Below are 13,970 nucleotides of genomic sequence, written 5' to 3' on the forward strand. Positions count from 1 at the left end.
AACCACTTTTGCATCCGTTTGTAGCAGACATAGCCGCGGTCCATGACGTACGTCACAAAAGGATCTGTCACTAGAAGGTCTGAACCTTCGTAATCACTAACGTTACCCGTTGAAGGAATGATTTTATCCGGATAAGGGGTTTCCTTATCGATGACGAGCAGTCGCGTATGCACCTTAATTCCACTCCGATACTGGGTTACATAAGCCCAATCGGCCAAAGTGAAGGGTAGACGAATATTGGTAGAGTCCACAAGCGCTAAAGGGTCTGTGTTAGAGGAAGCATCCCGTTTACAATGCTGCATTTGAATTTTTTGCACGACAGCATGAAATAGAGCTTGTGGGAGTTCTACTGGAATTTCGTTCATCCGCCGACTTAGCTGAGACTTACTAATCGACGTGAGATTAAACTCTTTCTGAAGCTCCCGACTTGAGCGAATTTTCTTCTCAATATAGTCTAGAGAATGCCAGTTTAGCAGTTGAGCTGTAATGAAAATCTTTAGGATGTTCGCCGCAGGTAATTTGTGTCTACGGTAGTCGAGAATGGGTAAAACAAAATCTTGCAAGGGTAGCAAAGATAAACATTGACTTATGACCTGATTTTCCGATACACTCAAGGGGCTGTGTCTCCTTTGTGAGAAGTGATCGGGTAGTGACCTGCCTATACTTCACACTAGGAGATTTTTTGTGTTTTATCCATGAAAATTAATCTTATTTTTACAAAAATAGTAATTTCATGTTAGATTTGATGCAACGCCAGTGAGTCCTGTTCCGTTCGCAGGCCGCGACGGCGCCTCCTCGCCAGCCCATACGTTCAGTCCGATGTGATGGTGATATCCGCCGGCGGAGATGAATAAAGCTTTCATCGTCTCCCTTGCATCTGCCACCACATCAAAGCCAAGCAGATCGCAGTAAAACTCTTTGGACTGCTGCAAATTTTTAACATGGAAATGAATATGTCCCATCGTTGTTCCGGCAGGCAAACCGCTCCAAGACGTGCCTTCCGCTTCGCGCAGCAAGCCGTCCCAGTCGATCGGATCAGAGGCCATGATGTAATTCCCGTCCGCATCGCGGCGCCATATGCTTCTAGGCCGGTCGCAATAAATTTCAATCCCGTTATGATCCGGATCTGTGATGTATAGCGCTTCGCTGACCAAATGATCCGCTTGCCCGATATGAATGCCGGATTGGATCAAATTGTTCAAGCTAAGCCCGAGATCTTTGCGTGTAGGCAACAAAATCGCGAAATGATACAGCCCGGCTGCCGATCTGCGGGGAGTGATCCGTGCATCTGCAATCTCTTCCAGCAGTAGAAAGGGCTGAGCGCCGTCAACCGTTAATTCAGCAGACGTAGCGTTAGATTTTCCTAAGCGCAGACCAACGATCTCTTGATAGAAGCGAATAGAACGCTCTAAATTTGAAACATATAATTTTAAGATGCCTAGTTTTATATCCGAAGGTAATGTCGTGGACATTGGATAATCCCCCTCAATGCTTACTATTTGTAATTAAGTTTATTAAAGTTATTTAATTACGTCAAGTTGTGTTTGTAGGAGTGGCAGCTCTAAATCAACGCCATTCTTAACTTTTCTCCCGTCTGAGCTAAGCGTCCAGCTGCATGCGAGCTGTCTGCCGGTTCCAGCCATGCAAACCCGTCCTCCTGATATCGCGGAAAAATATGCATGTGGTAATGCGTTAAATCATTGAAAATACCGCCGTTTTGCATCATCGTTATGCCATCAGGGCGGAAAATTTCAGCCGAGACACGAATCGTCCAGCATATCACTCCCTCCTCCCTGCCCGCCAAGTCACCCAAGCACTGCTTGCATATAACAGGGCACTGGCATAAAATAGCGCATTGATGGTCAGCCAATCAATCACATAACCGCCAAGGATCACAGCGAAGCCTGAAGCGACCGACGTCCAAAAATGGAAATTTCCAATAACAGGCCCACGCTCGCCTTTCTCTGTATAATCGGCCAACAACAGGCGTTCGCTCATTTTTTGCATAGCATTGCAAACGCCCATCACAAGCTGCAAAACAAGTACCCAAGAGTAACTTGTTATCCATGGGAAGATCAGCATGGCAGCCATCATGCCAACCGAGCTCCAAGTCAGCAGCCGTATCCCGTGGCGATCCAGTTTCGAACCCAACCATTGCGACACAGCCGCTGAACTAATTGTGAAGACGGCAAATGCAAGCCCGTATTTCGAGTAGCTGTTGCCGAGATTTTTAAGAAACAATAAATAATAAGGATAAATCATCCCTGCTGCCAACGTCACGATACTTTGTGATCGAATGAGCCATTTTGTATCCATGACTGGTTACTCCCCTTTGTAATCCGTGTAAAAATAGTTCATGAAAACATGATCTGGATCATACTGCTCTTTCTTTTGAAAAAACTCCGCATACCTCGGGTAGACAGTACGAAACTGATCAAGCCGCGGATAAGCGATGTACGGCAAATAATACGATCCTCGATGCTCAATCACGCGATCTAGCACTTTCTGGATACCTGAGCGCACATGATCCTGCCCATCTTTTGACAGAGGAACGTTAAACAGACACACAAGCGCGAACATATCGTCCGTCGCATAGGAGAGCGCTGCTTCCTCATCATGGTTGACATAACGCACCGTAATGTTCAGCAGATTTAACTTCTCCGTTTGCAGCACCGTCCTCATATCGTCGACAAAACCGGCGAATTCTTTGACCGGAATAAAATATTCCTGCAAAATATCATTGCTCCCCGCATGGCGATAGTCCATGAACTGAGATTCCGAACGCATAGCGTTATTGCGGGTTATTAACTTTCCTTCCTGCTGGGCAAAAAGCGGCTTTTGCAGCTTCCACAGCACATTTTTTCCCCAATCGAACGTGCGGTTCAGATTGAACATGAGCTTGGCAATGACCACACCGTCTTCTCTCGTTGTCAACCGGTCATTCCTTTCCAGCGGAACGGAACGCTCTTCCACATAATTCAACGCATACATATCCTTCAGAAAACTGTCAGGCGCTACCGATATACGCGCAATATGCAGACGAATATCAGGGTTCGCCTTCACCTGCTCCTCAAAATAACGGCTGTACGAGCTAACGTCCATTTGATCGTAGCGCAGCTTATACATTTCGTTTTCAGTCAATGCAAGCGTAGCGTCAAGAATAATCCCGAACAAACCGTAGCCTCCGATTGCTAGTTCAAATAGCTCGGCGTTCTCATTTCGGCTCACGTTAACGATACGTCCATCTGCGAGAAGCAGGCGAAACGCTTCAACGCTTTTAATAAGCGAGCCGTTCCGGATATCCCGGCCATGCGCATTCACGCTAAGCGATCCGCCGATCGTAAAAATGTTTTGCGACTGCATCGTTTTCACAGCCAACCCGTACGGGTTAACGTAATCTTGCACGTCTTTCCAGGTCGCTCCCGCCTCAATGCGAATCCGCTTCTGCTGCGGCTCGAATGATAGCACTCTGTTGAATGACGTCATGTCAACGACAACGCTGTCTTTGTAGAACGTATGCCCTCCTTGACTATGCCGCTGTCCGGCAATGGAGACCGTTAAATGCTTTTCCCGTGCTTCCCGCAAGATGTTTTGAAGCTGCTCTTCCTCACGGCCTTTAACGACACTTGTAACTTTCACCGGATGCAGTCGACTGTAATCTGTGATGAGGTACGGATCCTGATCCGACGAATCGTTTTGCACATAATTAACGACGCACAAGGCTGTGAGAAGAAGCAGAGCGATCCATTTTTTCATTGCAGCTGCTTGCTCCTGTTCATTTCGAATTCATCTAACCACATTGTCATATATATCCTTTTGACGATTCTAACACGAAATTAGGTAAAAAAGCCCCCAAAAACTTTGGATAAAGTTCTTGGAGGCTTTTGCTTATCACAGATTAATCCATGAAACGAACTACTTAAAATAGGAGGGATATTTCAACCGAAGCTCTTCCTTTTCGAAACTGACTCGGCCCAAATGCTCGCCCATCGCTTTCTCAGCTTCGTCGGGATTTTTCTCACGGATAGCCCGAGTAATGGCTTGATGTTCGGATAGTATAATTTGCCAATCGTAATTCACGGCTAATCGCAGAAAGCGAATCCGATTATAGTGGGTGCTGAGCTGCTGCAGTAAGTTCCAAGTCCGGTATTTGCCGCAGCCAACGATGATTGTCTTATGAAACTCTTCGTCCAGTTCAAACAACCGCTCGTAATTATTCCCCTCTACGCACAGTTCTTGGAGCGAGATCAGATTTTGCAGCTGCATCACTTGCTCGGCATTCAGCATCTCGCAAGCCTGCCGGATGATGGCACACTCCATCGTCTCCCTTACGAATCTTGATTCCTCGACCAGCGCAAGATCAATCAACGAAATGAACGAACCTTTTTGCGGGATGGTCTCGATCAATTCCTCTTGCGACAGCTTGACGAACGCTTCCCGGATCGGGGCGCGGCTAACCTGCAGCATTTCGACGACTTCTTTCTCGGAAATAACACGGCCGGGCTCCAGCTTAAGCTCCATAATATTTCGCTTTAGGGTATTATGGACATAGTCGCGGACTAGTCCTTTCGCGTCTCGTGAAGCATCCATTCTTATGTTCATCGTTCTTGTGACCCTCCTAAAGGAGCTCAACTACTACTACGACGTACGAGCCAAAAAATCGCATCCTCAGACTAGTATTACTAGTAATACTAAATTGATTATATATGCCATTGTAAGGGTTTGCAACCCCTTATTTTTCAAAAATTTCACAGTCCTGCTACAAAAAAAGACCTAAGAACCGTTATGAACCGGCTCTTAGGCTTTTGAACTCACGCATTTGCTCCAGAATTAGCGGCAGTCGCTGCTGTAGGAATCTCCTCTTTGGACGTTAAAACTTCTTTCTTCATGATCCAAGTCACAAGAAAAGCAACGATCGCGAAACCGATACTAATCGCAAAGATGTGCTGGAAGGCTTCGGCGAAAACCAACTTGATCTTCAGCACCAAATCAGCGGAAAGACCATGCGGGATTCCTCCGTTCATGATTGTCTCGCTAGTGCCCGCAGGAAATTGACCGGATAAGCCGTGGATGCCGCCGGTAATATTTCTGGACAGGAGACTGCCAAAAATACTAAAGCCCAGCGTCGTTCCAATCGCCTGAAATAATTGAACGGTCGCCACGCCCACACCGCTATGCTCCTTGCTCACGGATTCCTGAACGATCAGATTATCGGAGCCGAATAAGACCCCAATCCCAAGCCCCATAATGAAAAAGGAAACGATGATATACCATACTGTCGTATCCACATGAATGCGTGACAGCATAATGAAGCTGGCGATCGGAAACACGAATGAGACGAGAAACAGATGCTTGTAAGCAATCTTCGTAATGAGATTTCCGCAGATCACGCTCGCCGGAATCGCCCCGACCATAAATGCAAGCGACAAGTAGCCGGAAGCTGTCGGGGTCAAGCCCATGACATTTTGAGCGAAGAACGGGAATCCGGACATCCCGCCCATAATGCCTAACATCGTTACGAATACGATAACGGAAAGGACGACTATGGAACGGTTTTTGAACAGGACAAGAGGAATGACAGGTTCCTTGGCTTTCGCTTCAATCCGTACAAAGAGGACGATCAGAACCAAGGATAAAGCCAGCAGACTAATAATGACCGGTGAAGCCCAGGTGTAGCCTTTTACATCGATTAATACAGGTGCCAGCAGCAGCGATAACATAGCAAGAACCAAGGTGGTCGCGCCGGCCCAATCAATCGATTGTCTCTCCGCACGCATCGACTCGCGCAGACCTTTGGATACGAAGATGGCCGAAGCTATGCCGACCGGAATGTTGATGAGGAATATCCAATGCCAACTCACATGAGAGACAAAATATCCGCCGACCGTCGGCCCGAGCAGCTGCGGCAATATTAATAACGGGCCAACGAGACTTTGTACTTTCGCCCTCTGCTCCAGAGGAAACGTATCTCCGATAATGACCATGCCCAGGGGCATGAGTCCGCCTGCGCCAATGCCTTGAATGCCTCTGCCGATTAGCAGCATGGTCATTGAACCGGATAAACCGCAAATGACTGAACCGGCCAAGAACAGTGCGACACAGCTCAAGTATATTTTCTTTCGACCGTAAATATCGGCGAGTTTGCCGAAAATAGGCATGAACATCGTAATCGAGAGCATATAAATGCCCGCTACCCAACCGTATAGCGATAGTCCGTGCAGATCACGAATGATGGTTGGCATTGCCGTGGACACGACGGTTTGGTCCAATTCGGAGAATACCAGGCCTAACAGCAGGCCGATTAAGATCAATTTTTTGTTATTCCCTTGCTTATTCACTTACACACCTCATCTTTTCAAAATGTTTGAATTCCATACGCTAATCTTACCTGCGCATATGAACGCAATCATCCGACTAGAGGATTTATAAGCTCTCCGTCTTCAGACGGAATTTCAGATTGGAAAACTAACTTGAAGACTTCTCCGAACAAGCAAAGCACAGGAGGCTTTATCCTCCAAAACGATACCGTCAAGAAACCCTTCCCGACAATAAATCTTTTTCCCGCAAGCTTTACATAGACCAACAAATTCCTGCATCCGATGCCCTCCGACTGTGATCGTCAGTAAATACCTTCCGCGTCTTGAGGAAGCTTTCTTACATGTGCCAGATGCGCTGTCACCCGTTCATCTTCCTCCGCATGATAGCGATAGCCGAAATGCTGAGCCACTTCCATGGCTGTTTCCCTAAATAGCTCGCACATGGCAAAAAGCCCGTTCCATATGTTGTCGTAGCCCCCATCCGGGAAGGTACGAACAAATGCCGCCCATTGATCAGGCTCCAAGTAAAGCTCGAAATATTTGCCGCATTTCCCTGAATCAACGGCGAAATCCGTTTTCACCCCGATATGCCATTGCAGCATCTGTATCAACATATCTCTCACTGGCCGGTCATACATAAACTTCGCATAAGCAAGCTCCCTGCGCCATAAGCCTTTGGCAATATATGTACTTACCCACCAGAACTCATTGCAGCAATGGGCAAATTCGGTCGCGCTCGGCGGTTTTACCAAATAGTCGCGATTGCTGGGTTCGGCAAAAGGCTCGATAATACCGTCTTTATCCAGCAAAAGCACGCTTAAGCTGTCTCTCTCAAAAGCAGCCATTTGGTCAATCTCATAGAAAGTAAGATCGATCCGGTTTCCATCTGTAAATTGCATGAGAAAAGTAAACTTATGAGGGGGCTCTGCAGCCTCAAGTCCCATTTCATCCGGCGTTTGCATGATGATCAATTCCCCGAATCCAGCTATCCAACTACGGTCGTTAATAAAAGGCTGGAGTGATTTCACCATATACACGACGTCGTAATCCTGAAAAATATCCCGCGGAACGCTCGGATTGACCCTCGATCCATTCATGACGACCGCACGGATATGCTCGCTCTCTTGGGCAAACTGCAGGATGGATTGCAGCATTTCATTTTCCGTTCTCATTTCTCTCACCTCTACAAATATTCGCGTTTTATAATACTCACGTTTTCCTTATGGCACTCTTCGGTAAAAGAGGACAGGAAGGCATGTTCTTGATACAGCGCCTCCAGCGCAGCCTCGTCGTTCGCAATTACGGACTCCCGGAGCCGTTTCAAATAATCAGACGCTGTTTCCAGCCGTCTTTTCATTTCTGCTCTTTCCGTTGTTACTGCGCCATGTCCAGGAATTAATAGCTGTACTGAATGCTTCTCGAGCATCATCGCGCATTTTTCAAGTGTTTGGGTATAAGCCTTCGCACTCTGGTAAATAAACGGAAGTTCAAAATTCGATAAATAATCCCCCGCAATCAAAATACCGAGCGGTTCAACAACCGTCATCAAACCATCAGCCGTATGACCGGGCGCGTGGTAGAAAGTCAACGTTGCGTCTCCCAGATGAAGCTGTTGACAATCTTCTTGGATCACAATATCCAGCTCCGGAAACTGGATGGGATAGTTTCTGACGATATAGTTTTGATTGTCAAAATCCCGGATAAGCTTCAATTTATGCTCTTTCTTAGGGTGATTATGAAGCTCCAGACTTCCGATCGTTTTCGCATTCGGAAATGCTTGATAGCCAATAATATGGTCGAAATCGCCATGAGTAAAAAGCAGATAAGCCTCCCGATTCCCCTGGATCGCATTAACATGATATTGAATGGCTTCAATTTCATGCGGCAACCAATTCGGGTCCACAATAAGGATCGCTTCTTTGCTCTGGATGACCGTCGAAGTGGTTTGATATAGTGCGCTCTGGAACACAGTAACGTGTTCATTTTGATATTGAATCATGACGGTTCAGTCCTTCTTTCTAGCAGCTGTTTCATTCATCTTATAATAATTTTCTATGAATTCACAACAATAGCCTTGGCTAATATCCCCATGAGACCCAGCAATCAACTAAAGCTCCCTATGATTATCTATGGTACAGTTATCCCATAAAAACTTCATACTACCAAATTTGGAATAAGGATGTGTTGTCAGCAATGAAAAAACTAGTTATTTCCACCTCGGTAGCGCTTTCCGTTCTATTCTCAACAGTTGGGATGTCCTTACCGGCTTCTGCCTCTGCACAAGAGATTTATGCGACGAACGGCCATATGTTTGTCAATACCGCCAAATCTTATATCGGCAAAGTCACTTACCGTTTCGGCACAAGAGATCCGCAGCATCTGACATTTGATTGCTCCGCATTTACACAATTTGTGTTCCAAAAAAATGGCGTGAATATCCCGTGGGGCTCAAAAGCTCAAACCAGCTTCGGCACCAAAGTTCCTAGCAAAGATCAATTAGCCATTGGCGATCTTGTAATGTTCAGCGTGAGCAAACCTGGTCAAATCGATCATGTAGGGATTTACGTAGGAGACGGTAATTTTATAAGCAATACCAAAAGTTCCGGTGTGGTCATTACATCTTTGAACACAGGTTACTGGAGTACTCGCTACATAACAGCTAGGCATTACTAGCACTTACACAACTAATAAAGAGAGTTCAAGGATATCTTCCTTTGAACTCTCTCCTTTTTTTGCGTCTTGATCCTACCTATCTAGATCCGAGAATGATTTCATCTAAATTTGGGTTTGCTTTTACGTTCACTTTTCAATAGAATAAATAAATTCGCTAACAACTATGCAAAGAAGGAATCAGCATGCCGTTTCTCCGTTTTAAAGGATTTCAGCAAGACTTCGTTTCTGCGATTTCGACCGATGTGATTCAGGAGTTTTCGAAGATAACAGGCGTTTTGCCGCAAAAAGTCAAAATCGAGCTTCTGCTTGTGGAACAGATAACCAATTCTCCGCAGTCTCTGGAAATTCTCATGTTCCCGCGAGATCAGGAAATGCATGACCGCATTGCACTAGAGATGAACAACTTGTTGGCCGCGCATGGCTTTGGCGAGGTTCATATCTTTTTTATCCTATTGTCCCCGCATTTGTACTACAAAGAAGGACAACCTTTGAAATCCAGCCTCGAAGAGCCGATTTCGCTGACATGACGTTCAAAAAAATGATAGGCTGTCCCCGACATGTGGGACAGCCTTTTGTGCTGGTGCTACAGCTGCACATTTCCTTCCGCTGCAAAAGGCACGGAGGACTTGCGCAAAACAAGCTCAGGCAGCAACACAACGCGCTGCTTAAGCACTTTCTCGCCTTTGATCTCCTGTACGAGCAGATCGACCGCCCTGCGCCCGATTTCCTGTATCGGTTGGGCGATGGTCGTCAGCGGCGGATCGATTAAAGTAGCTAATATCGTATTGTCGAAGCCGACAACCGAAAGATCATCCGGCAGCTGCACCCCCGCTTCCCTGGCTGCGCGTATGGCACCGATCGCCAGCAGATCGTTGCAAGCAAACACCGCCGACGGCGGGTCGTCCAGTTGAAGCAGCTGCTGCATAGCCTTTTGCCCGGTTTCGACCGTGAACCCTCCGGTTGCGATCAGCCGCTCCTCTGCTTGCAAACCAGCGCCGCTCAATGCTTGCTTACAGCCTCGAACCCGCTCGCGATTGCTCATGTTATCCATATCCTCTACGAGGATGGCAATTCGCTTATGACCTAGCTCTACCAAATGGTTGCCCGCTTGAAAGCCTCCGAGGAAATCGTCCACCATGACCGTATCCACTGCGAGCGTTGGCATTTCGCCTGTTATTAAAGCGATCGGGATATTTTGCTGGATCAGCTTTTTCAGGAAATGATCGTTTTGAATCCGGGTTGCGGAAATTATGCCGTCTACTCGCTTTTGCATAAGCAGCGACAAATATTTCACTTCCTTATCCGGATCGTTGTCCGTGCTGCAAATAAACACGCTGAAACCATGTTCGTGCCCACGGTCCTCGACAGACCGGGCAATTTCGGCGAAGAATGGATTCGCCAAATCAGGGAGCGTAAGCCCGATGGTGTAGGTGCTTTTCCCCGTCAAGGCAGCCGCTACCATGCTTGGCTGGTACTTCAACTGCTCCATTACGCTGTGTACGTGTTTCCGCGTCTTATCGCTAATACGGCCAGTGGCATTAATCACTTTCGATACGGTAGCGATGGACACCCCGGCAGCTTGGGCCACATCGTAAATAGTCGGTTTCATGCCTTGCCCCTCTCAACATACGTTCCATTTCATAAATATTCCATATTGGATTTATCATACGATAAGAACGTCCGCGCTGTAAACTTGAGAGTGAGTCTTCATTGAGGATGCCGCGAATTCATTCCTCCAGGCCGCAAAATTCGGTGTGTGTCGTATAGGGAAGCTTGTGCCATATCAGTTGTCGATTCTCCAGAAAGGCCTGCGCTCTCTGCTTCTCTTCCTCATGACTCTAGCAGCATGCTTCTGCCTACAACCTGCCACCGGCACTCACTTGTGAAAATAAATGGGATTCGTAAGCACGGCCATTAACGTCATATCCACTTCCTCAAAATAGCGCCATACCTCGACCCGGTAAAACATGCTGCCGTTCTGTTCAAACGCCAACTCGAATGCGCCCGCAGTCGAGCAAATTTCCGTTCGTTCCACGCCTCGCTCGCTGATTAGCTTCAATTGATCTCCAGCCCACAGGTTTTCTGCATGGACAAGTATGCTGCTCGTCACTTCCGCGGGTACCGTATCTCCAATCATATATCCGCCACAAGTCAGCTGCGCGAATGGCCCCTCCGGCGAGTAGCTGATCGCCACATGCCCTTTCTCAATCCCCTGCATAATGCCCGGAACGGTTTTCGCCTCCGCGAACACCCATGTACATGGCATAGCATGCTTCACATAAGGATCAGGCCGGTGAACGTCGCTGCCGCCAATCGCGACAAGCTTCCTACCTGAGGCAAGCTGCTCCTGCCACCAAGCTAATGCCCGCTCATTGCGCGCTGTCCAAGGGCCATTCCATACTTCCCACCAATCATGATCGACAAACAGATCCCACTCCCAAGGACAATAATCGCAATGCGGATGGTTGAGCACGATTTTGGCCCCTCGCTCACGTGCAGTTGCCAATCGAACATCAACATCCTTTTGACTTTTTACCCGAAAATCATCGATAGGCTCTAATACGCCTAAGAAATTGCTATGGCCGAAGTTCGTTGTAAACTCCATCCCGGGAATCATGACAACGGATGTATTTCGGGGATACGTATAATTTTGACTAACCGCATTGTGATCCGTCATCGCAATGAAATCGCAGCCAAGCTGCTCCATGATCGCAGCATTTTCTTCTAATGTGTACGTGCCGTCGCTGTTCACGCTATGCGTATGCAGATCCCCTTTTAACCAGCGCGCTGTATAGAAATAGAACGTGATGGTGATCGTCACTTCGCAGCCTTCCACCGGAACTTTGTAGGCGTTATGAAGAACCGCCCAATCGCCGGCCTGCAGCTCGCCAGGCAAATAGCCGGGAGTTGCCTTTTCCACTCCGATGACAAATTCGGAACGCGCCCCGCCGCTCCAGCCCCGTACTTTACGGTTGTCTCTCACGCCAAGATCAATGACAGGCCTAGCCTCGCCATGGGATTGGACCGAGACATGCACATGCATCTCTTCCACCTGTTCAGGCATTTCAAATGGCACTTCAATGTACGAGCTTTGCTCAAAGTGATGAATATTTCTTCGGTATGTGGCGATTTGGGTTTTTCGATTATGTTGCAGCATGACGACTACCACGCTCCCTTTTTTATGATGAAGATTACTCTTTGTTTGCTCCTACCAAAATGCCTTTAACGAAATATTTCTGCACATAAGGATAAATAATGACGAGAGGGAGCAGCGCGATCACAATCCCTGCCATCCTGACATTCGTAGTGACAATAAAGTTGCTCGATGTCGCATCGGTATCCACAATCAGCGATTTCAAAGCAATTTGCAGCGTATACTTCGCGTGATTGTTAATGTACAAAAGAGCAGGCGTAAATTGGTTCCAACGGCTCACGAATTCGAACAGCGTCACGGTCGCAAGTCCAGCCGCAGCAAGTGGTATGTACATGGTAAAGAAAATCCGGAACGCGCCTGCCCCATCCATCGTCGCAGACTCCGACATTTCAACAGGCACAGATAAGAAGAAATTGCGCATGAGTAAAATACTGAACCCGGAAACTAAACCGGACATAATTAATGCCGTTAAGGAATTTAACAAACCAAGCTCTTTATTAACCACATAAAGCGGGATCATAATGGCTTCGCTTGGGATCGTCATCGTCAGCAGAATGGCTGAAACCATCAGCTTTTTCCCGGGCAGCCCTTTTTGGATCAAGACATAACCGGCCATCGAGCATAAAAAAACATGACAAACCGTTCCTACTAACGTGACGATCACATTATTCATGAAAGGCAGATATAACTGCATCCGATTCCAAACCGTCGTAAAACCTTGAACACTGAATTCTTTCGGATATAAAATAATGCCTGGCTGCATTGAAGCAAAATTGGATGAGAAGGCCAGCGCGAACGTATTCAATAACGGAATCAGCATGGTAGCCAGCAGAATGAATAAAAATAACAAATTAATCCCATCGAATAGCCGGCTTCCCCAGCTCGTATGCCATTTGTTCGTTTTCATGAAGACCCCTTCACCCCTCGTCATAGCGAATGATCGCTCTGGTCACAAACGTAATAATCAATGTCGCGAAAATCACTAGAAATCCTGCTGATGTTGCCAATCCGACTTTAAACTCCAATATCCCTTTTTGAAACGTATACATCATGATGACATCGACCTTTTTGGCAATGGCGCCGTTACGCATCACGATGATTTGATCGAAAATACGCAAAATGCTAAGCACATTGAGCATAATAACAACTTTCATCGTTGACACCAGAGAAGGCAGCGTGACATACCGGACTAATTGCCAGCGATTCGCCCCATCGATACGAGCGGCCTCATAGAGCGAAGGATTGATCGCTACAATCGTCGCAAGATAAAGAATGCAGATAAAGCCCATCTCTTTCCACACCGATGTGAGCACCATAACCCAGCGGGCCGTGTCCGCACTGGACATAAAAGCAATCGGCTTCTCCATGCCAGTCAGCTTAAGGAAGGCGTTCACAATGCCGGTGTCCGGAGAAAGCATGAGAATCCACATCCCGCCGACGACTACCCAAGAAAACAAATGCGGGATATAAACAATCATTTGAACGACTTTTTTAAACCACGCTTGAAGAATCTCATTGAGAGAAAGCGCGAGCACGATTGGCATAATAAAACCAATAAGCAGCATGCCCCCGCCAAGCAGCAGTGTATTTTGCAGCATTTCCCAGAATGCCTGATCCTTCAGCACCGTTATGTAGTTATCGAATCCAATGAACGGCCGGTTTCCGATCAATCTGAACTCTTGAAAGGAAATGATAAAGCCGCGAAGAAGCGGATAGTAGGAAAACACAAGGAAATAAGCCATGATTGGAAGCATCATCACGTACAGGGCTTTGAATTTCCATAAAGCTTTCAAGCGCAATCACCACCTGCCATTAATTGTAAGGGG

14 protein-coding genes and 1 pseudogene are annotated in these 13,970 nt (G+C 47.0%); 2 read left to right on the forward strand and 13 right to left on the reverse strand.

Going from position 1 to position 13,970, the window contains the following annotated elements; genetic code table 11:
- From AC3WRW_RS22865 to AC3WRW_RS22905, 9 genes and pseudogenes are all read right to left on the reverse strand, one after another.
- Positions 1–251 (reverse strand): annotated as a pseudogene (locus AC3WRW_RS22865) (IS4 family transposase); the annotation flags it as partial.
- A gap of 480 nt (positions 252–731) precedes the next feature.
- Entirely contained in the window at positions 732–1,472 is a 741-nt protein-coding gene (locus AC3WRW_RS22870) for a VOC family protein (protein ID WP_492548586.1), read from the reverse strand.
- Positions 1,473–1,561: 89 nt separating this feature from the next.
- A complete protein-coding gene (locus tag AC3WRW_RS22875; protein WP_492548587.1) occupies positions 1,562–1,783 on the reverse strand; it encodes an HIT family protein in 222 nt (73 codons plus the stop codon).
- Complete coding sequence (locus AC3WRW_RS22880; protein ID WP_492548588.1) at positions 1,780–2,316, reverse strand: MFS transporter; 537 nt, start codon at positions 2,314–2,316, stop codon at positions 1,780–1,782. Before AC3WRW_RS22880 ends, AC3WRW_RS22875 begins: the two co-directional genes overlap by 4 nt.
- 6 nt (positions 2,317–2,322) lie before the next feature.
- Positions 2,323–3,756, reverse strand: a complete 1,434-nt coding sequence (locus AC3WRW_RS22885; RefSeq protein ID WP_492548589.1) for an FAD-binding protein — start codon at positions 3,754–3,756, stop codon at positions 2,323–2,325.
- A gap of 159 nt (positions 3,757–3,915) precedes the next feature.
- The gene (locus tag AC3WRW_RS22890) at positions 3,916–4,602 is read right to left on the reverse strand and encodes a GntR family transcriptional regulator (protein WP_492548590.1); all 687 of its coding nucleotides are present in this window, start codon (positions 4,600–4,602) and stop codon (positions 3,916–3,918) included.
- A 209-nt stretch (positions 4,603–4,811) separates the two neighbouring features.
- A complete protein-coding gene (locus AC3WRW_RS22895) occupies positions 4,812–6,338 on the reverse strand; it encodes an MDR family MFS transporter (RefSeq protein ID WP_492548591.1) in 1,527 nt (508 codons plus the stop codon).
- A 281-nt stretch (positions 6,339–6,619) separates the two neighbouring features.
- Entirely contained in the window at positions 6,620–7,489 is an 870-nt protein-coding gene (locus tag AC3WRW_RS22900; protein WP_492548592.1) for an aminoglycoside 6-adenylyltransferase, read from the reverse strand.
- 11 nt (positions 7,490–7,500) lie between these two features.
- Positions 7,501–8,316, reverse strand: coding sequence for an MBL fold metallo-hydrolase (locus tag AC3WRW_RS22905; protein WP_492548593.1), 816 nt, complete (start codon positions 8,314–8,316; stop codon positions 7,501–7,503).
- 194 nt (positions 8,317–8,510) lie between these two features.
- On the opposite strand from AC3WRW_RS22905, the gene AC3WRW_RS22910 reads away from it, so the two are divergent.
- Together AC3WRW_RS22910 and AC3WRW_RS22915 are read left to right on the forward strand one after the other, a co-directional pair.
- A complete protein-coding gene (locus AC3WRW_RS22910) occupies positions 8,511–8,990 on the forward strand; it encodes a C40 family peptidase (RefSeq protein ID WP_492548594.1) in 480 nt (159 codons plus the stop codon).
- A 182-nt stretch (positions 8,991–9,172) separates the two neighbouring features.
- Positions 9,173–9,517: a DUF1904 family protein gene (locus AC3WRW_RS22915; RefSeq protein ID WP_492548595.1), complete on the forward strand. Its 345-nt coding sequence runs from the start codon at positions 9,173–9,175 to the stop codon at positions 9,515–9,517.
- Positions 9,518–9,573: 56 nt separating this feature from the next.
- Here AC3WRW_RS22915 and AC3WRW_RS22920 read toward each other — a convergent pair whose 3' ends face one another.
- The 4 genes from AC3WRW_RS22920 to AC3WRW_RS22935 form a co-directional block, all read right to left on the reverse strand.
- The gene (locus AC3WRW_RS22920) at positions 9,574–10,599 is read right to left on the reverse strand and encodes a LacI family DNA-binding transcriptional regulator (RefSeq protein ID WP_492548596.1); all 1,026 of its coding nucleotides are present in this window, start codon (positions 10,597–10,599) and stop codon (positions 9,574–9,576) included.
- A gap of 267 nt (positions 10,600–10,866) precedes the next feature.
- Complete coding sequence (locus tag AC3WRW_RS22925) at positions 10,867–12,147, reverse strand: CehA/McbA family metallohydrolase (RefSeq protein ID WP_492548597.1); 1,281 nt, start codon at positions 12,145–12,147, stop codon at positions 10,867–10,869.
- A 34-nt stretch (positions 12,148–12,181) separates the two neighbouring features.
- Entirely contained in the window at positions 12,182–13,051 is an 870-nt protein-coding gene (locus AC3WRW_RS22930) for a carbohydrate ABC transporter permease (RefSeq protein WP_492548598.1), read from the reverse strand.
- Positions 13,052–13,061: 10 nt separating this feature from the next.
- On the reverse strand, positions 13,062–13,937 hold the full coding sequence (locus AC3WRW_RS22935) for an ABC transporter permease subunit (RefSeq protein ID WP_492548599.1): 876 nt from the start codon (positions 13,935–13,937) through the stop codon (positions 13,062–13,064).
- Between the last annotated feature and the right edge of the window lie 33 nt (positions 13,938–13,970).

This window comes from Paenibacillus sp. FW126-R14, from assembly GCF_058789495.1.

Coding starts and splice junctions, on each gene's coding strand:
- AC3WRW_RS22870 (WP_492548586.1), bottom strand. CDS start 1,472: ATGTCCACGACATTACCTTCGGATATAAAACTAGGCATCTTAAAATTA.
- AC3WRW_RS22880 (WP_492548588.1), bottom strand. CDS start 2,316: ATGGATACAAAATGGCTCATTCGATCACAAAGTATCGTGACGTTGGCA.
- AC3WRW_RS22885 (WP_492548589.1), bottom strand. CDS start 3,756: ATGAAAAAATGGATCGCTCTGCTTCTTCTCACAGCCTTGTGCGTCGTT.
- AC3WRW_RS22890 (WP_492548590.1), bottom strand. CDS start 4,602: ATGAACATAAGAATGGATGCTTCACGAGACGCGAAAGGACTAGTCCGC.
- AC3WRW_RS22900 (WP_492548592.1), bottom strand. CDS start 7,489: ATGAGAACGGAAAATGAAATGCTGCAATCCATCCTGCAGTTTGCCCAA.
- AC3WRW_RS22905 (WP_492548593.1), bottom strand. CDS start 8,316: ATGATTCAATATCAAAATGAACACGTTACTGTGTTCCAGAGCGCACTA.
- AC3WRW_RS22910 (WP_492548594.1), top strand. CDS start 8,511: ATGAAAAAACTAGTTATTTCCACCTCGGTAGCGCTTTCCGTTCTATTC.
- AC3WRW_RS22915 (WP_492548595.1), top strand. CDS start 9,173: ATGCCGTTTCTCCGTTTTAAAGGATTTCAGCAAGACTTCGTTTCTGCG.
- AC3WRW_RS22920 (WP_492548596.1), bottom strand. CDS start 10,599: ATGAAACCGACTATTTACGATGTGGCCCAAGCTGCCGGGGTGTCCATC.
- AC3WRW_RS22925 (WP_492548597.1), bottom strand. CDS start 12,147: ATGCTGCAACATAATCGAAAAACCCAAATCGCCACATACCGAAGAAAT.
- AC3WRW_RS22930 (WP_492548598.1), bottom strand. CDS start 13,051: ATGAAAACGAACAAATGGCATACGAGCTGGGGAAGCCGGCTATTCGAT.